This window comes from Microlunatus sp. Gsoil 973 (assembly GCF_009707365.1).
Lineage (GTDB): Bacteria > Actinomycetota > Actinomycetes > Propionibacteriales > Propionibacteriaceae > Microlunatus.
This window is the reverse complement of record NZ_CP046122.1, coordinates 4,226,695-4,244,357: the sequence shown is the minus strand read 5'-3', so window position 1 is coordinate 4,244,357 and position 17,663 is coordinate 4,226,695. Positions and strand designations below refer to the sequence as shown.

Annotated in this window: 20 protein-coding genes and 1 pseudogene; 9 read left to right on the top strand and 12 right to left on the bottom strand. The window is 68.1% G+C overall.

Features of this window, described 5'->3' with window-relative positions; all coding sequences use genetic code 11:
- Positions 1–100: 100 nt before the first annotated feature.
- The 8 genes from dcd to GJV80_RS19890 all read right to left on the bottom strand — a co-directional run bounded on the left by dcd (position 101) and on the right by GJV80_RS19890 (position 6,745).
- Positions 101–676: a dCTP deaminase gene (dcd, locus tag GJV80_RS19925; RefSeq protein ID WP_154689397.1), complete on the bottom strand. Its 576-nt coding sequence runs from the start codon at positions 674–676 to the stop codon at positions 101–103.
- A gap of 10 nt (positions 677–686) precedes the next feature.
- Entirely contained in the window at positions 687–968 is a 282-nt protein-coding gene (locus GJV80_RS19920) for a DUF1905 domain-containing protein (protein ID WP_154689396.1), read from the bottom strand.
- A 123-nt stretch (positions 969–1,091) separates the two neighbouring features.
- The gene (locus tag GJV80_RS19915) at positions 1,092–2,186 is read right to left on the bottom strand and encodes an RDD family protein (RefSeq protein ID WP_195909030.1); all 1,095 of its coding nucleotides are present in this window, start codon (positions 2,184–2,186) and stop codon (positions 1,092–1,094) included.
- Between the two features lie 90 nt (positions 2,187–2,276).
- Positions 2,277–3,452, bottom strand: a complete 1,176-nt coding sequence (locus GJV80_RS19910) for an FHA domain-containing protein (protein ID WP_154689394.1) — start codon at positions 3,450–3,452, stop codon at positions 2,277–2,279.
- 74 nt (positions 3,453–3,526) lie between these two features.
- On the bottom strand, positions 3,527–4,321 hold the full coding sequence (locus GJV80_RS19905) for a PP2C family serine/threonine-protein phosphatase (RefSeq protein ID WP_195909029.1): 795 nt from the start codon (positions 4,319–4,321) through the stop codon (positions 3,527–3,529).
- 11 nt (positions 4,322–4,332) lie between these two features.
- The gene (locus GJV80_RS19900) at positions 4,333–5,139 is read right to left on the bottom strand and encodes a siderophore-interacting protein (RefSeq protein WP_154689392.1); all 807 of its coding nucleotides are present in this window, start codon (positions 5,137–5,139) and stop codon (positions 4,333–4,335) included.
- 120 nt (positions 5,140–5,259) lie between these two features.
- Positions 5,260–6,348, bottom strand: coding sequence for an exo-alpha-sialidase (locus GJV80_RS19895; RefSeq protein WP_154689391.1), 1,089 nt, complete (start codon positions 6,346–6,348; stop codon positions 5,260–5,262).
- Positions 6,349–6,466: 118 nt separating this feature from the next.
- The gene (locus tag GJV80_RS19890) at positions 6,467–6,745 is read right to left on the bottom strand and encodes an SHOCT domain-containing protein (protein WP_230207875.1); all 279 of its coding nucleotides are present in this window, start codon (positions 6,743–6,745) and stop codon (positions 6,467–6,469) included.
- A gap of 249 nt (positions 6,746–6,994) precedes the next feature.
- Here GJV80_RS19890 and GJV80_RS19885 point away from each other — a divergent pair, with 249 nt between their 5' ends.
- The 9 genes and pseudogenes from GJV80_RS19885 (at position 6,995) to GJV80_RS19850 (ending at position 13,620) form a co-directional block, all read left to right on the top strand.
- Positions 6,995–8,293 (top strand): sensor histidine kinase, encoded by a 1,299-nt coding sequence (locus GJV80_RS19885; RefSeq protein ID WP_230207874.1) that lies wholly within the window; start codon positions 6,995–6,997, stop codon positions 8,291–8,293.
- Entirely contained in the window at positions 8,290–8,946 is a 657-nt protein-coding gene (locus GJV80_RS19880) for a response regulator transcription factor (protein ID WP_154689389.1), read from the top strand. The genes GJV80_RS19885 and GJV80_RS19880 overlap by 4 nt, the downstream gene beginning before the upstream one ends.
- On the top strand, positions 8,943–9,716 hold the full coding sequence (locus GJV80_RS19875; protein WP_154689388.1) for a GNAT family N-acetyltransferase: 774 nt from the start codon (positions 8,943–8,945) through the stop codon (positions 9,714–9,716). The genes GJV80_RS19880 and GJV80_RS19875 overlap by 4 nt, the downstream gene beginning before the upstream one ends.
- A gap of 23 nt (positions 9,717–9,739) precedes the next feature.
- On the top strand, positions 9,740–10,372 hold the full coding sequence (locus tag GJV80_RS19870) for a class I SAM-dependent methyltransferase (protein ID WP_154689387.1): 633 nt from the start codon (positions 9,740–9,742) through the stop codon (positions 10,370–10,372).
- A 58-nt stretch (positions 10,373–10,430) separates the two neighbouring features.
- Positions 10,431–10,760: a YciI family protein gene (locus tag GJV80_RS19865; protein ID WP_154689386.1), complete on the top strand. Its 330-nt coding sequence runs from the start codon at positions 10,431–10,433 to the stop codon at positions 10,758–10,760.
- A pseudogene (locus GJV80_RS25240) lies at positions 10,757–10,933 on the top strand (RNA polymerase subunit sigma-24); the annotation flags it as partial. The gene GJV80_RS19865 and the pseudogene GJV80_RS25240, both read left to right, overlap by 4 nt.
- Positions 10,934–11,157: 224 nt before the next feature.
- Complete coding sequence (locus GJV80_RS19860) at positions 11,158–11,988, top strand: RNA polymerase sigma factor (RefSeq protein ID WP_370518784.1); 831 nt, start codon at positions 11,158–11,160, stop codon at positions 11,986–11,988.
- Between the two features lie 103 nt (positions 11,989–12,091).
- Positions 12,092–12,898, top strand: a complete 807-nt coding sequence (locus GJV80_RS19855; RefSeq protein ID WP_154689385.1) for a DUF899 family protein — start codon at positions 12,092–12,094, stop codon at positions 12,896–12,898.
- 266 nt (positions 12,899–13,164) lie between these two features.
- Positions 13,165–13,620, top strand: a complete 456-nt coding sequence (locus tag GJV80_RS19850) for a DUF805 domain-containing protein (protein WP_154689384.1) — start codon at positions 13,165–13,167, stop codon at positions 13,618–13,620.
- A 27-nt stretch (positions 13,621–13,647) separates the two neighbouring features.
- On the opposite strand, the gene GJV80_RS24665 is transcribed toward GJV80_RS19850, so the two are convergent.
- From GJV80_RS24665 to GJV80_RS19835, 4 genes are read right to left on the bottom strand one after another with little or no spacing between them, the layout of a single operon-like run.
- Positions 13,648–14,013, bottom strand: coding sequence for an FAD-dependent oxidoreductase (locus GJV80_RS24665; protein ID WP_255455496.1), 366 nt, complete (start codon positions 14,011–14,013; stop codon positions 13,648–13,650).
- Positions 14,013–15,689 carry an FAD-dependent oxidoreductase gene (locus GJV80_RS19845; RefSeq protein ID WP_255455495.1) on the bottom strand — a complete coding sequence of 559 codons (1,677 nt, stop codon included), beginning with the start codon at positions 15,687–15,689 and terminating at the stop codon, positions 14,013–14,015. Before GJV80_RS19845 ends, GJV80_RS24665 begins: the two co-directional genes overlap by 1 nt.
- Before the next feature lie 2 nt (positions 15,690–15,691).
- Complete coding sequence (locus GJV80_RS19840; protein ID WP_154689383.1) at positions 15,692–16,510, bottom strand: SDR family oxidoreductase; 819 nt, start codon at positions 16,508–16,510, stop codon at positions 15,692–15,694.
- Positions 16,507–17,661, bottom strand: coding sequence for an acyl-CoA dehydrogenase family protein (locus GJV80_RS19835; protein WP_230207873.1), 1,155 nt, complete (start codon positions 17,659–17,661; stop codon positions 16,507–16,509). The genes GJV80_RS19840 and GJV80_RS19835 overlap by 4 nt, the downstream gene beginning before the upstream one ends.
- Between the last annotated feature and the right edge of the window lie 2 nt (positions 17,662–17,663).

The window sequence follows — 17,663 nt, the reverse complement described above, 5'->3', positions numbered from 1 at the left end:
CCGAGTAAAGGTCGCGGGGTCGAGCAACGGGTGCGGGGTCGAGCAACGGGTGCGGGTCGAGCAAAGGGTGCGGGAAACGCGGACCCTTCGGCAGCGCCGTTCAGACCTTCGTCCGGTGGAAGTTCACACTCGACCGGCTGGGGGTCGGGCCGCGCTGGTCCTGATAACGGGAGCCGTACGACGCCGATCCGTACGGCTGCTCCGCCGGCGAGGACAGCCGGAAGAAACAGAACTGGCCGATCTTCATCCCGGGCCAGAGCTTGATCGGCAAGGTCGCGACATTGGACAACTCCAAAGTGACGTGCCCGGAGAACCCTGGGTCGATGAAGCCGGCCGTCGAATGGGTCAGCAGGCCGAGCCGCCCGAGGGATGACTTGCCCTCCAACCGGGCCGCGATGGCATCCCCCAGCGTGATCACCTCGAACGTCGAGCCCAGCACGAACTCTCCCGGATGCAGGATGAACGGGTCGTCGCCGGTCGGCTCCACCATCCTGGTCAGTTCGGCCTGATCCTCGGCGGGATCGATGTGCGGGTAGCGATGGTTCTCGAAGACCCGGAAGAACCGGTCCAGGCGAATGTCGATACTGGCCGGCTGGATCATCCCCGGTTCGTACGGGTCGAGCGCGATCTGGCCCGACTCGACCTCGGCCTTGATATCGCGGTCCGAAAGCAGCATGCAGCAGACCCTAACGGCCCAGGGACAGGTCGACCGTCACGGTGTCTCCCTCCCCGACACCTTCGGCCTTGCGGACCCTGTCCTTCAACGGCACCAGATAGCGGCCGTCCTTGGGGAACAACGAGGTGGTCCATTCGGTCCGGCCGAGACGTACGGTCACCGGGATCACGCCCCAACCGTAGGTGAGCTCGTTGGCCAGTTCGCGGATGTCCAGACTTTCCTCGGCCGGCACCGGCAGGAAATAGAACGGCGCCGGTCCGCGCCAGACGATCACTTCGCCGCTGATCTTCATCGGCCGAGCTTCAGCGTCGGACCAGTCGGAGATGGTGGTTGCCGAAGGACACCACGTATCCCTCGCCGGCCAGTCGGACCGGTTGCTCGGCGGCGATCAGGTTGTAGACGCCCTGCGGATCCGTCACCGCCGAGCCGTTGGTCGAGCCGCGATCGGTGACGAACACCCCCGGGAGTCGACGTTGATCGCCAGATGGGTCTTGGACACCGTCCGCGCCTCGTCGACGACCTTGATCAACTGCGCGTCGTCCTCGCCGGGTCGCGGCTGAGGATTGCGTCCGAAGAGCGTCAGCCTGGTGATCGGGATCTCTCGGTCGCCGTCCATGATCACCGACCAGCCGACGTTCGGCGGCGGCAGCTGGATCGGCTCAGTGGCAGCCGGTTGCACCCTGGTCTCCACCGAGGCCGAGGGCTCGGGCTCCGGGCCGACAGCGGACTCGGCGCCGACCGGCTCCGCCGCGGGCGGGTTCCGGACCTCTTGCTGGGCCTCCTGCTGGACCTCCTGCTGGGCCTCTTGCTGGGCCTCTTGCTGGGCCTCTTGCTGGGCCTGGTGCTGTGGTTGCGGCTGTTCCCGGGGTCCCTGCACCGCCGGGGACGGCTGCGGCACGGGCCCGGCCTCGATCGCCGGCCGAGCCGCGGCGCCCTCGACCCGGGCCGGCCGCGGCGACCGGGAGGCCGCTCCTGTGCGGCGGCCGATGAGGTTCAGGAACCAGGCCCGCGGGTCTCGGAACTCCCCTGCCCGCGGCGGCGCCAGCGGCCGCTCCTCGATCACTACCGAGTCGGCGGCGAGATCGTGCCAACCCTGCCGACGCGGCTGCTGCCACATCAGCACCACCATCACGATCAGCAGCACGGTGACATCGCTGAGCAGCCAGAGCACGACGCCCCGGACCAATGCCCGCGACAGGCCGATCGGCCGCCCGTTGTGCAGCCCGACCAGTTGCAGACGCATCAGCCGCATCCCCGGGCCGGCGGCAAGCTTCCCGTACATCCACAGCAGCACCAGCAGCCAACACATCACCAGCACCCAGAAGATCACCGTCAGCCACACCGGACCACCGCGAGCGAGGTTGGCCACCCCGAGCAGGACCAGGATGTGCGGCACCACGGCATCGAGCAGGTACGCACCCAGCCGTCGTCCCATCGACGCCAGGTAGACGCCCTCGGGCAGACCGACCGCCGGTCCGCCGGGTCGGGATATCGGAGCCACGCTGCTCATTGCCATCCTCTTCCTTCCAACCCGTTGGGTTCGGCCCGTTCCGACCGGCCTGCGCCATCCAGGCCGCGACCTGCTCGGGCCACGCCGCGATCAGGCCCGGTCGACCGCGATGGTAATGCCGTCGCCGAGATCGATCACGCTGCCGACCTCGACGGGCACGCCGACACCCGGACGAAGATCGGTGCGCCGCCCGTCCGGGAAGACCAGGATGGTGCCGTTGGTCGAGTTCAGATCGGTGACGACCATCCGGCCGTTCTCCGGGGCCACCTGGACGTGGGTACGGCTGATGTCGTGGCTCGGGCTCGGCACCGTCAGCAGCCGGGGCAGCTGGTCTCCGCTGACCCGGTTGGCGGCCGGCGACCGGCCGATGACCACCGGACGATCGACCTCGATCCGGCCGCCGCTGGACGGCAGCAGGACGCCGAGCACCGATCGCGGTGACTGGGACGACACGGGTAGGCCCGGCAGGTTGCTTGCGAAGATCGTCTTCGCGCCTTCATCCTCCGAGGACGCCGGCGGCACCGGCGGCTGGTCCACCAGCGTCTCGCCGGTCTCCATCACCTGGTGCTGGTCCGGCACCGGGGTCGGGTTCGCGAAGGCGACCGTCGGCTCCGGTTCGGGCTCCGGTTCAGGCTGCGGTTCAGGCTGGGGCGACGGTACCGGTTGGGTCGGCTCCGAGGCGACCACGGCCGACGGCGCGGGAGCATCGAGCAACCGCAGTGACGAGATATCGCCGACCAACGTGCCCTGCGGGGAGTGGATCTGCACCTCTTCGGAACAGTCCAACAGCACCCGGGAGGCGTTCGCTGCACCAATCACCAATGGCAGCTCCAGCTCTTCGACCGCGCTCTGCTCACCGGCCCGCAGCTCGACCCGTTGCAGTCCACCCAGGCCGATCTCGGTCCAGGTCCTTACGCCCACGCCGTCGGCGATCGGCCGGCCGGTGCCCGGATCGACCAGGCTGACCCCGCCGCGTACCAGGGACCGCATCTGCCCGCGGTCCCAGAACAGTGCCGCGAAATCCGGCATGCGGTCCAGTTTGAAGGCGGCCAGCCGGGCGCCGAGCTCCTCGATCGAGGCCGAGGAGACCACCTCCTCCCAGACCGCGTTGATCAGGTCGGACCATTGCGGTGCCGCCGGTTGCATCACGACCAGACTGGTCGGTCCGGCCAGCACCAGCCAGTCGCCGCGGCGATAGCGTGCGCGCCACTGGCTGGTCCAGTGGGCCCGTTCGGTCACCGCGGCATCAGTCTTCGGCTCGCTCATCGTCCCAATCTCCCGTGCGTGTGAACGCAGTACCGGTCCGTACGTCGTCGAAACCCTACGTTGTCCATGGCTTGTTATGCCTCAAGGTGCGGTTGGACGGCCGTGGCTTCCTGGGCGGCCGAGGCCAGGCCGTCGCCGATGACGTCGATGACGATGACCGAGACGTTGTCGGTCACGCCGGCCTGCAGCGCCATCCCGATCAGGTCCCGCGCAGTCTCTGCGGCTGGGGTTCGCTGCTCGACGCGGTCCCGTACTGCCGCATAGGGAAGGTCGGCCAGCAGCCCGTCGGAACAGATCAGCCAGCGGTCGCCGGGCACCATCGGAATCATCCAGAAGTCCGGTTCGGCAACCTCGTCGGCGCCCACCGCCCGAGTGACCAGATTGCGTTCCGGATGGGTCTCCGCCTCATCGGCGGTGATCACGCCGGCATCGACGAGTTCCTGGACATGGGAATGGTCAACACTGATCTGGGTGAGGCCCGGCCGGTCGTCCGGGGCGTTGCGGGTCGGCAGCCGGTACACCCGGCTGTCGCCGATGTTGAAGACCACCCAGTACGGTTCGTCGCCGGACATGACGCCGACGACGCCGACCGCCGTACTACTGGCACCATGCAACTGGCGGGCATGCAACTCGCGCACCCGCCGGTGGGCGGAGGTCAACGTCGCCCGCACCGCGTCGGCATCGATCACCGGGAGCGTGGCGAGTCTGCCGAACTCCTCAACCACCAGCGCGCTGGCCACCTCACCGCCTTCGCTGCCGCCGACGCCGTCGGCAACGACGAACACCGGCGGCGAGGCCAGGATGCTGTCCTCGTTGATGGCGCGGGTCGTTCCGCGGTCGGTCTCCGCCCCGAAGTCGAGCAGGTGCACGACAGAGGACTCTAGTGGGCTCCCGAACCGACGGCAGCCTCCTCGGCCTCCATCTGCGCAACGAACTCGTGCTTGCCGGCCTGCCACGCGTCCTCGTTCTGTCCGGTCCGCCAATATCCCGAGATCGACGCGTCGCGGCGGTCGAGGCCGCATTCGAGGAAGAAGTAGCGACGCAGATCCTTGACCATCCCGGCGTTGCCGTGCACGAAGACCTGCACCCGGCCCTCAGGAAGGCCACGCTCCCGGACGACTTCGGCCAGCCGTTCGCCGTACGGGCGGCCGTCCCGATGGACCCAGACGATCTCGGCCCGGTCCGACGGCACCGCCAGCCGGTGATCGGCATCAGCGACCTCGAGAACGGCTACCGCGCTCGCCTGCACAGGCAGTCGCTCGATGGCAGCCGCGATCGCCGGGATCGCGGCCTCGTCGCCGGCCAACAGGTGGGCGTCGTACTGCTCCTGGGGTGCATACCCTCCGCCCGGCCCGCGGAATTCGATCACCGCCCCCGGATCGACGGTGGCAGCCCACGGCCCCGCCAGCCCCTCATCGCCGTGCACCACGAAGTCGATCGCCAGTTCACCGGTTTTCCGGTCCAGCGACCGGATCGTGTAGGTGCGGGTCACCGGGCCCGGGAAGAGGATCTTGAGGTAGTGGTCGGTGTACTCGAGTTCGGAAAGCTGGTCGACATCGGCTCCGCCGAAGAACAACCGCACCATCGAGTCGTTCAGCCACTCTTTGCGGAGCAGTGTTGCGGTCTTGGGCGGACCGCCGCGTCGACGAAGTCGTTCGGGGGCTCCGGGTTCGGGCTGGTCGGGCATGCAGCTCCTTGCTGACGGACATATGCACTGCTGGCGTGAGTTAGGCAAGCCTAACCGACGATCGTCCCCGTGACGACGCCGTTCGACGGCCCGGTTCGGAATCCCTGGGTCGAATCTCGGTCAGGAGACGACGATCGCTCGGATCGAGTAGATATCGGGCAGGTGCGCCGCGATCTGCTCCCAGTGGTCGCCGTCGTCGGTGCTGGCGTACACCGTGCCGTCGCGGGCGCCGAGATAGAGCCCGGACCGGCGGCCGTTGTCAGCACTGAACGCGTCCCGCATGACGGCGGCGTAGAAGCCCGTCGGCAGGCCGTCACTCAAACCGGTCCAGGTCCGTCCGGCGTCCGTCGAGCGCCAGACGGTGGCGGCCCCGTCGGGCGGGATCCGTGCACCGTCGGCGATCAACGGGAAGACGAACACAGTGTCAGGGTCCTGGGGATGCACGACGATCGGGAAGCCGAAGTCGCTGGGCAGCCCATCAGCGATCGACACCCACTGATCACCGGCGTCGTCGGACCGATAGACGCCGTGGTGGTTCTGGGCGTACATCCGGCGCGGATTGGCCGGATGCATCGCGACCTTGTGCACGCACTGACCGAATTCCGGCCACGGATCGGGCAGGAAGTACGCCTTGATGCCGACATTCGCCGGCGACCAGGACTGCCCGGCATCCGCGGTGCGATAGACCCCGCCGGTGGACATCGCGACGGTGAGCTGACCAGCGTCGGACGGGTGGGGAATGATCGTATGGATCGCCTGCCCACCGAACCCGGCGCCCCACTCCGGCCGGTGCGGGTGGTCCCAGAGCGGTTTGACCAATTCGAACGATTCCCCGCGATCGGTGGACTTGAACAGGGCTGACGGCTGGGTGCCGGCATAGATCACGTCCGGCTGATCCTCCGGCGCCGGTTGGATCTGCCAGACCCGTTCGACGCTGGAACCGATGTCCGGGTCGAAATGCACCGCAGCGCCCTGGGTCTCGGTCCAGGTCCGACCGAGATCATCGGAGTAGTAGACGCCCGGCCCCCAGTGCTCGCTGGTCCCGCCGGCGAACAGCCGCGGCCCGGGGGTGCGGGCGTCGATGCCGACGCCGTAGACCGACTGCATCAGGAATTGCGGCGGATCGAACGTCCACTGTCTGCGCTCCTCGTCGGACCGTCCGATCCACAGACCTTTACGGGTACCCACCAGTACGACAGATTCGGTCATGGCCCCTCCTCAGCCCAAGCGTCCCGACCACCGGGCCATTCGTCAAGGGGCACAGGCCGGACCGACAGGAACGCCGGGCCCACCGACGATCATCGGCGGGTCCGGCGGATCCGGGTGTTCAGGACTTGTTGGCGTCGCCGTTCGGACGGTGATCGACACCGGGGGTCCAGTTCAGGGCTGCCGCCCGTTCCAGGAACTCCTCGGGCGAGATGTCACCGTTGGCGAAGCGATTCGCCAACGTCTTGCGGGCCTCGTACTCCGGGCTGGTCTGGCCGAACGGACCACCCGACCAGGCACCCGGGCCTCCGGCGCGGACCCACGGCGGAGGACCGATCTTGCCGCGGCGGACCAGGAAGAAGACGACTGCTGCCAGCAGCAGCGGAATGAGCAGACACATGAGAACTCCTAGAAAGGGTGCGAACACGGGTATCCCGTGATGGAAGCCGGGGCCGCCTGGTGGACCCCATCCGTATGGATTCATGGCTCAACCATCCGCTTCGGACCGTCGGCGCACATCGGCTGTCGAGCGACACTTTCCGTACGCTCCCCGACGTAGGACGGGTACGCGATTCGCCCGACGTCCCGATCGCGGTCGATCACTAGGCTCTGTCCGGAACCGATGATCTGCGACGGGGAGGAGCCGGCGATGACCACACGATCACGCCCTTATCTCCTTGATGCGCCACTCGGCTTCATCGTCGCCGTTGTGTCGCTCGGCGTCGCCCGAGTCGCCGGCTCCGTGATCCGCGAAGGCACTCCGACCATGCAGCCGCCGTGGATGCAGCCGCCGTGGATGCAGCCCGGCTTCGGGCGGCGCCCCATGCACTTCCCGGAGACACCGGTGCTCGGTGAGCCCTACACCTGGTCCGCGGTGCTGTTGGTGTTGATCATCGGGATCGGCATCGCGGTACGCCGGATCCGCCCGCTGACCGGTTACGCAATGACGGTCGTGGGTGCAACCGGCTATCTGTCTGTCGGACTGCCGTTCGGCCCGGTGCTGTTCGCGCCGGCTCTCGGGCTGCTCGCCCTGGCCACGCGGCTGCCGGTCCGCCGATGGGCACCGTGGGCGGCTCTGCTGTTGCCGCTGATCTGGGGCGGTTTCGTCGGTGATCCCTACCTCGGCTTCGCCAATCCGAATCTGTACACCGCGCTCGTCCTCGGACCGCCGTTGATCATGGTGCCGGCCCTGATCGCCACCATTCGCAGGATCCGCACCGAGGAGAGCCGGCGCGCGCATGATCTCGACCTGCGCCGGGCGGCCTATCAGGAACGACTGCGGATCGCTCGTGACGTGCACGACCTGATCGGCCACAGCCTCTCGGTGATCAACATGCAGGCCGGAGTCGCCCTCTACCTGCTGGACAAGGACCGGCAGAAGGCCGGGACCGGTTCGGACCACCGGATCGAGGACTCGCTGCAGGCGATCCGATCCACCAGCAAGAATGCACTGGACGAACTGCGCGCCACCCTGGCAGTCTTCCGCGGTGAGACGACTGATGGCAGGGCACCGGTGTCCGGGCTGGCCCGGCTGCCCGAGCTCGTCGACTCGTTCCACAGCGCAGGACGTTCCGTGGCGGTCCGGACCGACGGCCGGCTGGACGATCTTCCCGGTCCGGTGGACACCGCCGCCTACCGGGTGCTTCAGGAGGCACTGACCAATGTCGCCCGACACGCCGACGGTGCCGATGCCGAGGTGGTGATCACCAGGACTGCCGAACTGCTGGTCGTCGACGTGATCGACAACGGCCCCAGCGTCCCGCGCAGTGGTCGCGACAGTAATCGGGACGGTACAGCACCGGACAACCAGCAACCGAAGGGAAGCGGTTTGATCGGGATGAGGGAACGGGCACGAGCGGTCGGCGGCGAGGTGACCGCCGGTCCGCGCGCCGACGGAGGTTTCGCCGTGCACGCCGAATTCCCGATCCGGACGGAGGCGCAGGGATGACGATCACCGTGGCTCTTGCCGATGATCAACCACTGGTCCGGATGGGCCTGCGGGTGCTCGTCGAAGCCGAAGATGATCTTGAACTCGTCGGCGAGGCCGGCAACGGCCACGAGATCGTCGATCTGGTGTCGCGGCTGCATCCTGATGTCGTCCTGATGGACGTCCGGATGCCGTTGTCCGACGGGCTGCAGGCATTGAGCAAGATCAAGAACGATCCGCGGCTCGGTGAGACCAAGGTGGTGATGCTGACCACCTTCGAGCTCGACGAGTACGTCTTCGAGGCCCTGTCCTCGGGAGCCAGTGGGTTTCTGATCAAGGACAGCGATCCGGCTGACTTCGTCCGGGCGATCCGGGTTGCGGCCAGTGGTGAATCGCTGCTCAGCCCTTCGGTGACCAGGCGGGTGATCTCCTCGTTCACCGGCAGTCGACCGGCGACGCACAGGCCGCACCCGCTGCTCGGCGAACTGACCGACCGGGAGCGAGAGGTGTTGGGATTGGTCGGTGAAGGGCTGAGCAACGACGAGATCGCCGAGCGGCTGGTGGTCAGCCCGGCGACCGCCCGCACCCACGTCAGCCGCACCATGATCAAACTCCAGGCCCGGGACCGGGCCCAGCTGGTCGTGATCGCCTATCAGGCGGGGTTGGTCTCATGATCAACGACGCCGACCGGTCAGCGGTCGACATGTTGCGGACGGAGATCGGGGTCATCTGGGGACCGACCCGGCGGGCGCCGGAGGCACCACCGTCGGTGGTCATCGGACAGGCGGATGACGCGCTGATCATCGAGGTCCGCGACGACCTTGACCCGGTGCTGGCCGAACGAGTCGGGCTGATCGTGGCGGAGCAGGGCCTTCCGGCCGCTGCCACGGCCGTCGCCGCACTGTTGGAGGAGACGCTCGGCCCGATCGAAGCGACCGTGGGCCCCGGCTACGACGCGCGGCACCCCCGGCCGCAACCGACGCCGGCGGTGGGCCGGCTCATCCGGTCCGATCAACCCGACCCGACGGTGGGACGGCTCAGGGTTCCCATCACCTGGGAGGACGACGAGTGGCGCGACCTGCTCGCGGGAGCGTATGGGCCCTGGGCGATGATCATCGACGAGGACCGGGTGTTGTCGATCTGCCACTGTGCCCGGCTGGCCCCCGAAGGCGTGGAGGCCGGCACCTGGACCGTCGAGGACGCTCGAGGTCTGGGATTGGCGGCGGCGGCGACCGCAGCCTGGGCAGACGCCTGCCGCCCCCGTGGTGGGTTCGTCTTCTACAGCACCGACGCCGACAATCTGCACTCCCAGCGGGTCGCGGCTCGGCTCGGGCTCCCGCTCATCGGTCAGTTGTGGAAGTTCCGGCCGGCGACCGAGGGCAACGGGCCGTTGCAGGCCCGGCTGCGGGTGCTGGGCCGAACTCCGGACACGATCGGCCCGTGATCCGGCCGGGTAGATTCTGAAGCATGACACCGCTGTCCGGCGGCAGTGATCAGCAGCGACAGTACTGGGACAGGCACGCCGAGACCTACGACCGGGGCATGCGCTTCGCCGAGAAGCGCATCCTCCGCGACACCCGGCAGTGGGCGACCGGCCTGGCGACCGGACGAACCCTCGAGGTGGCTGTCGGCACCGGGCTCAACCTGCCCCACTACCGGCCGGGCACCGACCTGACCGCCGTCGACGTCAGCCCGCGCATGCTGGCCGTCGCCCGGAAACGCGCTGCGGATCTCGGCCTGTCCGCTCACCTGCTGGAGGGCACCGCAGAGGACCTGGACTTCGCCGACGGCACCTTCGACACCGTGATCTGCACCCTCGCGCTGTGTTCCATCCCGGACGACCGGACAGCGGTCACGGAGATGATCCGCGTCGTCCGACCGGGCGGCCGACTGGTGCTGGCCGACCATGTTGCCTCCTCCGCGCTCTGGTTGCGGACCGTGCAGCGGGCGGTCGAACTCTGGAGCGTGCCGAGCGCCGGTGAACACTTCAGTCGCCGGCCGATCAAGCACCTGCACGCCGCGGGTGTCCGCATCCACCACCATGAACGCTTTCTGGCCGGCGTGATCGAGCGCGTGGTCGCCGTCAAACCGGAGTCGTGATCCTGCCCGGCCGCTGCCCGCGGCACTCTGTCCCGGCTTCGTGCCAGACTCGTGCTGCATGAAGTACGTGCTGCTCATCTGCGATGACGAGTCCGATCCGATGAGCTTCGAGGAGATCGACGACGACCCCGGGCACCAGGAGCATCTGCGACTCCGCGGGGAAGGTCTCTTCGGAGCACGGTTGCGTCCGACCACCGAGGCGACGACGGTCCGGGTCCGCAACGGCGAGCTGCTCGTCTCCGACGGGCCGTTCGCCGAGACCAAGGACTTCGTCGGCGGGATCAGCGCCTTCGAGTGCGACAACCTGGACGACGCGATCGCGATCGCCGCTGCGCACCCGTACGCCAAACGCGGCGCGGTCGAGATCCGCCCGATCTGGGAGCCATGACACCGGCCGATCGTGTCCGTGCCGCTGTCGACGCTGCCTTCCGGGAGGAATGGGGGCAGCTCGTCGCGACCATGATCGCGGTGACGCGGGACTGGGACCTCGCCGAGGAGTGTGCCCAGGAAGCGTTCGCCAGAGCGCTGGCGACCTGGCCCCGTGACGGCATTCCCGACCGGCCCGGGGCATGGCTCACCCGGACGGCGCGCAACACAGCCACGGACCGTCTTCGCCGGGATGCAGTCGGCCGGGCGAAGCTGAATCAGTTGGCGGCTCTCACGCCGGATCGGATCTCCGGCGACGAGCCGGAGGAGATACCCGACGAACGTCTGCGATTGATCTTCACCTGTTGCCACCCGGCCCTGGCGTTCGACGCCCGCGTCGCCCTCACCCTCCGCACCCTGTGCGGACTGACGACGGGGAGATCGCTCGTGCGCTGCTCACCTCGGAGTCGACGATGGCGCAACGGCTGGTGCGGGCCAAGCGCAAGATCGCGAACGCCGGTATTCCCTACCGGGTACCCCCGGCGGCATTGTTGCCCGAGCGACTGGCCGCTGTGCTCGCCGTGCTGTATCTGATCTTCAACGAGGGTTACAACGAGGACGACGGTCAACAGAACGAGCGCCGCGGGCTGGCGGCTGAGGCGATCGGTCTGACCAGAGTCGTGGTCCGCCTGATGCCGTCCGAGCCGGAGGCGTACGGTCTGCTGGCGTTGATGTTGCTCACCGAGGCCAGGCGCCGGGCGCGTGTCGAGCACGGCAGGTTGATCACCCTGGAACATCAGGACCGCAGCCGCTGGGACCCGACGATGATCGATGAGGGAATACGGATCCTGGACTCAGCACTGACCATGCGGCCCAATGGGCCGTACCAGGTGCAGGCCGCGATCGCCGCCTGCCATGCCGTTGCGCCGGATGCCGGGCGCACGGATTGGCCGCGGATCGCCGGGCTGTACGGCGAACTCGCCCGGTTGACGCCGTCGCCGGTGATCGAACTCAACCGCGCCGTGGCGGTCGCCATGGCCGAAAGCGTTGCCGCCGGACTGGCGATCGTCGACGGCCTGGACGCATCCGGGCAACTCCAGGGCTACTACCTGCTGCCCGCCACCCGGGCAGACCTGCTGCGGCGTGACGGCCGGCCGGCCGAGGCGCGGCTCGCCTATCAGGACGCGTTACGGCTGGCGCCGACCGAGGCCGAACGCAGCTATCTGAGCGACCGCCTGGCGACGCTCTGACAGTACTCCGGAATTTTCTGCTGCGGCTGTCGATCCGCGGCCGGTTGCTTCGTCGGTGGGGCAGAGCGCGGGTCAAGCAGAGCCGCACCAGACAGGAGTGATCATGAAGCAACCGACGGCCAGGCCGACGATCGTCGACCGGACCACCTTCCAGGACGAGATCGACCGACTGCGGACCCGGGAGAAGGCGCACACCCGCGAACAGGATGCCATCGCCGCCCAGCGCCGACGACTGCCGATGGTCGAGGTCGACGGCACGCTGCCGCTCACCGGCCCGAACGGCGCCGTCACCCTGCTGGACGCGTTCGAGGGCCGGAGCCAACTGATCGCCTACTTCTCCATGTGGCACCAGGGAAGGCCTGCGGCAGAACAGTGCGAAGGCTGTACCTGGGTCTGCGCACAGATAGGCAGCCTGGACTATCTGCATTCCCGGGACATCACCTTCGCTGTGCTGTGTCAGGGTGCTTACGCCGAAAGCCGCCGCTACCGCGACTTCATGGGCTGGCGGATGCCTTGGTACTCCGCCCTGGACGCTCGCGCCGAGTTGTTCGCCGGAAGGGAACTCGGCCGCTTCCACCTGATCTGCTATCTCCGCGACGGTGACAAGGTCTACGAGACCTACTGGACCGAGTGGCGCGGATGCGAGGCGCTGGACAACAGCTACCGGATGATGGATCTGACGCCTTACGGGCGGCGAGAGACGTGGGAGGACTCTCCGCAGGGGTGGCCGCAGGACGCGAGCACTTTCCGTAGTCGGTCGGGGCCGCCCGAATGGGCCCCCATCGCCAGCGGATCGATCGGACGCCCGATCAGTCAGTGGTCCCGGATCGCTGCCGGACACTCCGACGATCTGGGAGCCGCCGAACAGGGTGCCGCCGACGGCCCGGCGACCGCGCACTGCTGCCGCTGACCCGACTGGCGCATGGATGCCGCCGACTGGCCCGCGGAGGCGGCACGATAGGTGCCAGCATCGTGCCACGTGGAGGAGCGGGATGAGTACCCAGGGATCGGGCGGACCGCAGGACCCACCAGCAACAACCCAACCAGCCGCCTTACCAGCAGCAGCCGTACCAGCAGCAGCCGTATCAGCAGCCGTTTCCGGGCGGCCACCAGCCGGGGCCACAGTTCGGCGGCCAACCGCCCTGGCGGCCGGTCGGGGACCCCGGCACCCTCGACCTGCCCTGGTACGGGATCGGCTTCGGCCAGGCGATCAAGCGGGCTTTCGCCAAGTACGTCCGCTTCGACGGCAGGGCGAGCCGGAGCGAGTTCTGGTGGTTCTATCTGTTCAATGCGATCGTCAGCACGGTGCTGTCGATCCCCTACATCATCGCCTACGTTGGCCAGGCTCCGGCGATGATGAACGGCGAACCACCCCAGCTGGGACGTCTCGCCCTGGCCGACAGTGCCAGTCTGGTCTGGAGCCTGGTCGTGCTGTTGCCCACGCTAGGACTCTTCTGGCGGCGACTGCACGACACCGGCCGTTCCGGCGCCTGGTGGTTCCTCAGTTTCGCCTGCGGGATCGGCGCTCTGGTTCCGTTGATCATGTGCATCCTGGACAGCGACCCGACAGGGCAGCGGTACGACCGGGTTCATGATGCGCGCGGCCCCGCGCCGGGCGGCTACGGCCGCTGACGGGGAAGTCGCCGGACCGGCCGACGCTCAGCGGCTCCGGGCGACGGTCAGGGCGCTGAGCTCGAACGCCGCTTCGATGCCTTGGCTGGTCGCTCGGACGGCGTTCAGTCCGGCGGTGTCCGCCGCGCCGCCGATGACCCGGTAGGGAACGCCCGCGTCGGCGACGGTCTTGACCACGGCGTCGTTGGGTTCCTGACCGGCGGCGATGACCACCGTGTCGGCCTCGATGAGTTCCGAGTGACCGTCGGCATTGATGATCACCAGGCCGTCCTCGGTGATCTCCTGGTAGTCGACGCCTGTCAGCATCCTGACACCATGATGCCGGATCGCACCGATCACTGCCCAGCGGGTGGTCAGCCCCATTCCCGAGCCGATCTTGCCGGTGCGCCGCATCACTGTGACGGTCCGGCCCGGCCGGGGGCCTGCGGTTCCTGCTCCACGCCCCATTCGGCGAGGAAGTCTCGCCTGTTGGCCTCCGGGTCGTTCGAACCCGTTCCCACCAACAGGTGGGCGAGATCGACCGCGATCCCACCACCGCCGACGATGGCAACCCGGTCGCCGAGGCGTTCCGGTTCGTCGAACGCCTGGTGGTAGCTGATCACCAGGGATCGGTCGCTTCCGGGCAGCTCCACACGGCGCGGCACCACCCCGGTGGCGACGATGATGCCGTCGTAGGTCTGCAACTCCTCGCGGTGCTGCCCGGTGATCGGACAGTCGAGCCTGATCTCGACCCCGAGCCGATCGAGTTCGGCGGAGAAGTAGCGGATGGTCTCGGTGAAGTCCCGCTTGCCCGGCACCCGACCGGCCATCCGGAACTGGCCGCCGAGCTCGGCCTCGGCTTCGAAGAGGGTGACCCGGTGGCCAAGCGATGCCAGGGCACGGGCCGCCTCGAGACCGGCCGGGCCGCCGCCGATCACCGCGAACCGACCGCTGATCACCGCGCGTTCGCCGATCGGAAAGCCGAGCTCGCGCCCGGCGCGCGGATTGACGAGGCAGGACACTTCGGCGTCCCCGATCGAACGGTCGATACACGCCTCGTTACAGGCGATACAGGTGTTGATCAAATCCAGCCGACGGCTGCGTGCCTTGCTGACCAGAGCCGGATCGGCGAGGAACGGCCGGGCCATCGACACGAAGTCGACTGCGCCGCCGCCGATGATCGCCTCGGCCTGTTCGATGTGGTTCACCCGGTTGGACGCGATCACCGGAATGTCATGTCCGGCGGCTCGCAGCACGTCCTTGATCGACTCGGCGACCGGAACCCAGACTCCCTGGGGAACAAGCGTCTGCACTGTCGGGATCTGTGCCTCGTGCCAACCGACGCCGACGTTGATCGCGTCGACCCCAGCGGCGGCCAGCTCCACGGCGAAGTCACCGATCTCGGCGCGGCTGCTGGACCCCGGTACAAGGTCGGCACCGGAGATGCGGAAGATCACCGGCAGTCCCTCGGCGGCATCCTTGATCACCCGGAGCAGCTCCAGCGGGAAGTTCCGGCGACGCGCGGCGTCGCCGCCCCAGTCATCATCGCGCTGATTTGTCAGCGGTGACAGGAACTGGTTGACCAGGTAGCCCTCCGACGCCATCACTTCGATCGCGTCGTAGCCGAGTACTCGGGCGGTCGCGGCGGCCGTGCCGAAGTCGGCCAAGGTCTGACGGATCTGCTCCTCGGTCATCGCCTCCGGCATGCACCGAGAGAACCTGCTGTAGACCGCCGACGGCGCGACCGGGGTGAGGCCGAACGCGGCCTCGAAGGCGTACCGCCCGGCGTGGAAGAGCTGGGCGGCGATCCGGCCGCCCTCGGACCGGACTGCGGCGGCGGCCCGGGCCAGCGTCTGCTCATGATCAGCGACGCCGACGATCGCGTACCGCCGGCCGCCCGCGCCGACCCGGTTGACCGCAATGCCGCCGGTGACGATCAGCGAGGCGCCGCCCCGGGCACGTTCGGCGTAGAAGGCGGCCAACGCCGCCCCATGATCATCCCGGGCCTCGAGATTGAGGTGCATCGAGCCCATGATCAACCGGTGATCGAGCTCGAGCGAGCCGATCCGGCCGGGCTGCCAGACCTGCACGGCTACCTCGTGGGACGCTCGGGCAGGGTGAGCGGAGCCTCGGTGTCGGCGAAGAACGGCGGCGCGACGATGCTCAACCCGCCGTCGACGACGATCGTCTGGCCGGTGATGTATTCCGCGCCCGGGGACAACAGGAAGGCCAGCGTGTCGGCGACCTCCTGCTGACTTCCCGGCCGCCCCTTCGGGATCCGGTCGAGGACCGTCTGCATCGGCGCCATCCCCGGCACGTTGTAGAAGTAGTCGAGGGAGTCGGAGTCGATCAGGCCCCCGTTGACCGCGTTGACGTTGATCCCGTACGGGGCGAACTCCAGAGCCATGTACCGGACCCAGGCCTCGGCGGCGGCCTTCATCGCACCCAGCGTGGCGTAGGTCGGATAGGCGCGGATGCTGCCGTAGGAGGTGAGCGTCAGGATCCGACCGCCCTTGTCCATCAGCTTCACGGCTTCCTGCGCGCCCAGGACGAGCGGGCGCAGGTTCATCGCATAGGAACGATCAAGGTGATGGGGCTTGAGATCGACGATGTTCTTGAAGGCACTCGCCGCCGCGTTCGACACGAAGTAGTCCAGCCGGCCGTAGTTCTCCGCGACCGCGTCGAACAGCCCCGAGACCCCGCCGTCCGCCTCGATGTCGGCCTGCACGGCCATGCCCTGCCCGCCCAGTTCGTTCACGTCGGCCACCGTCTTCTCGGCCAGGTCGGCGTTCTTCTTGAAATTGACGACGACGGTCGCGCCCTCTTTGGCCAGCGTCAGCGCCAGCGTCCGCCCGATGCCCCGGGAGGCACCGGTGATCAACGCGATCTTGCCCTCATGCAGCTTGCTCACAAGACGTCCTTCTGTTTCTGGAGTTCGCGGAAGACGACCATCTTCTGGATCTCATTCGTGCCCTCTTCGAAGCGCTGCGCCCGGGCGTCCCGATAGACCCGCTCGATCTTCTCGGTCTTCCAGTAGCCGAGGCCGCCATGGATCTGCAGCGCCTTGTCGGTCACCCGACCGAGCATGTCGACCGCGGTCAGCTTGGCCATCGAGGACAACTGCGACGCCCGCGGTGCTCCGGTCTCCCACTCCCGGGCGGCGTACAAGATCAACTGTTTGGCCGCCTCGATGTCGGCCTCGTTCTCGGCGAGCATGAACTGGATCGCCTGCCGCGCGGTCAGCGGCTTGCCGAAGGTTGTCCGTCGGCTGGCGTAGTCGTAGGCCAACTCCTGGGCTCGGCGAGCCAGGCCGACGCAACTCATGGCGACCGAGATCCGTGATGGGGTGAGGAATCCGCCGAGCGCCACAGCCAGGCCGTCCCCCTCGGCACCGAGCCGGTTGGCCGCCGGGACGGGAGCCCGGTCGAAGATCATGTGCGCATGGTCGGTGCCGGTGACGCCCATTGTCTGAGAGGTGTCGTTGACCGTCACGCCCGCGACGTCGCGCGGCACCATCACAGCCACCGTTCCCTCCCGACCGGTCGATCCCGCGAGCCGGGCGGTGAGCAGCCAGTAGTCGCACCGCACCCCGAAGGTGATCAGGTGTTTCTCACCGGAGAGGTAGTAGGTGTCGCCTTCCCGTTCCAGGGAACAGGTGATGTCCGCGCCGGTGCCGTTGCCCGGTTCGGTCAGTGCGAAGGCGACCTTCTTGGTGCCGGCCACCGACGGCCGGACGAACCGGTCACGCTGTTCCTCGCTGGCGAACGGATCCATCGCCCGCCAGGTGCCGTTGACCACGTGGACGATCATCCGCACCGAGGCGTGGGAGGTGGAGAAGCTCTCCATCAGACCCATCCACTGCTCGAAGGACAGTCCCCTGCCGCCCAGCCGTTCCGGTGCGGCCAGCGACAGATAGCCGCGGTCCCGCAGCTCGGTCCACAACTCATCCGGTACCTCTCCGGTTTCCTCGATCCGGTCGGCCCACTCCTCGCCGGGGCCACGGACCCATTCGGTGACCTCGGTGATCAGCTTGTCGTAGTCACCGGTGGCGATACCCGTCACTG

Excerpts from the sequence above, each read along its gene's own strand:
- GJV80_RS19895 (WP_154689391.1), bottom strand. The coding sequence starts at position 6,348 with ATGACCGAATCTGTCGTACTGGTGGGTACCCGTAAAGGTCTGTGGATC.
- GJV80_RS19920 (WP_154689396.1), bottom strand. The coding sequence starts at position 968 with ATGAAGATCAGCGGCGAAGTGATCGTCTGGCGCGGACCGGCGCCGTTC.
- dcd (WP_154689397.1), bottom strand. The coding sequence starts at position 676 with ATGCTGCTTTCGGACCGCGATATCAAGGCCGAGGTCGAGTCGGGCCAG.
- GJV80_RS19890 (WP_230207875.1), bottom strand. The coding sequence starts at position 6,745 with ATGTGTCTGCTCATTCCGCTGCTGCTGGCAGCAGTCGTCTTCTTCCTG.
- GJV80_RS19885 (WP_230207874.1), top strand. The coding sequence starts at position 6,995 with ATGACCACACGATCACGCCCTTATCTCCTTGATGCGCCACTCGGCTTC.
- GJV80_RS19870 (WP_154689387.1), top strand. The coding sequence starts at position 9,740 with ATGACACCGCTGTCCGGCGGCAGTGATCAGCAGCGACAGTACTGGGAC.
- GJV80_RS19855 (WP_154689385.1), top strand. The coding sequence starts at position 12,092 with ATGAAGCAACCGACGGCCAGGCCGACGATCGTCGACCGGACCACCTTC.
- GJV80_RS19900 (WP_154689392.1), bottom strand. The coding sequence starts at position 5,139 with ATGCCCGACCAGCCCGAACCCGGAGCCCCCGAACGACTTCGTCGACGC.
- GJV80_RS19915 (WP_195909030.1), bottom strand. The coding sequence starts at position 2,186 with ATGAGCAGCGTGGCTCCGATATCCCGACCCGGCGGACCGGCGGTCGGT.
- GJV80_RS24665 (WP_255455496.1), bottom strand. The coding sequence starts at position 14,013 with ATGCGGCGCACCGGCAAGATCGGCTCGGGAATGGGGCTGACCACCCGC.
- GJV80_RS19910 (WP_154689394.1), bottom strand. The coding sequence starts at position 3,452 with ATGAGCGAGCCGAAGACTGATGCCGCGGTGACCGAACGGGCCCACTGG.
- GJV80_RS19865 (WP_154689386.1), top strand. The coding sequence starts at position 10,431 with ATGAAGTACGTGCTGCTCATCTGCGATGACGAGTCCGATCCGATGAGC.
- GJV80_RS19880 (WP_154689389.1), top strand. The coding sequence starts at position 8,290 with ATGACGATCACCGTGGCTCTTGCCGATGATCAACCACTGGTCCGGATG.
- GJV80_RS19875 (WP_154689388.1), top strand. The coding sequence starts at position 8,943 with ATGATCAACGACGCCGACCGGTCAGCGGTCGACATGTTGCGGACGGAG.